Origin of the sequence: Pseudomonas sp. SWRI68 (assembly GCF_014269165.1) — a bacterium.
In the GTDB taxonomy this organism is placed as follows: Bacteria; Pseudomonadota; Gammaproteobacteria; order Pseudomonadales; family Pseudomonadaceae; genus Aquipseudomonas; species Aquipseudomonas capeferrum.
The window spans coordinates 1-202 of the sequence record NZ_JABWRU010000101.1 but is presented as its reverse complement, the minus strand read 5'-3'; the positions used below and the strand labels follow the sequence as shown (position 1 = coordinate 202).

General features: G+C 59.4%; 1 protein-coding gene. It reads left to right on the top strand.

The annotated features are described in order from the left end of the window. The coding region (locus tag HU770_RS26970; RefSeq protein ID WP_186666653.1) for an immunoglobulin-like domain-containing protein at positions 1 to 202 on the top strand (202 nt) is incomplete at both ends.

Genomic DNA, 202 nt, shown 5'->3' with positions numbered 1-202 from the left:
CTGACCGCCAATCCTTCGGTTACCGAAGGCGGCGTGATCACCTACACCGTGACCCTGAGCAACCCTGCCCAGACTCCGGTTACGGTGACCTTGTCGAACGGCCAAACCATCACTGTTGAAGCCGGCAAGACCCAAGGCAGCGTTGACTTCCAGACCCCGGACAACGACGTCTACAACAACGGCTCGACTGTCAGCACCACCA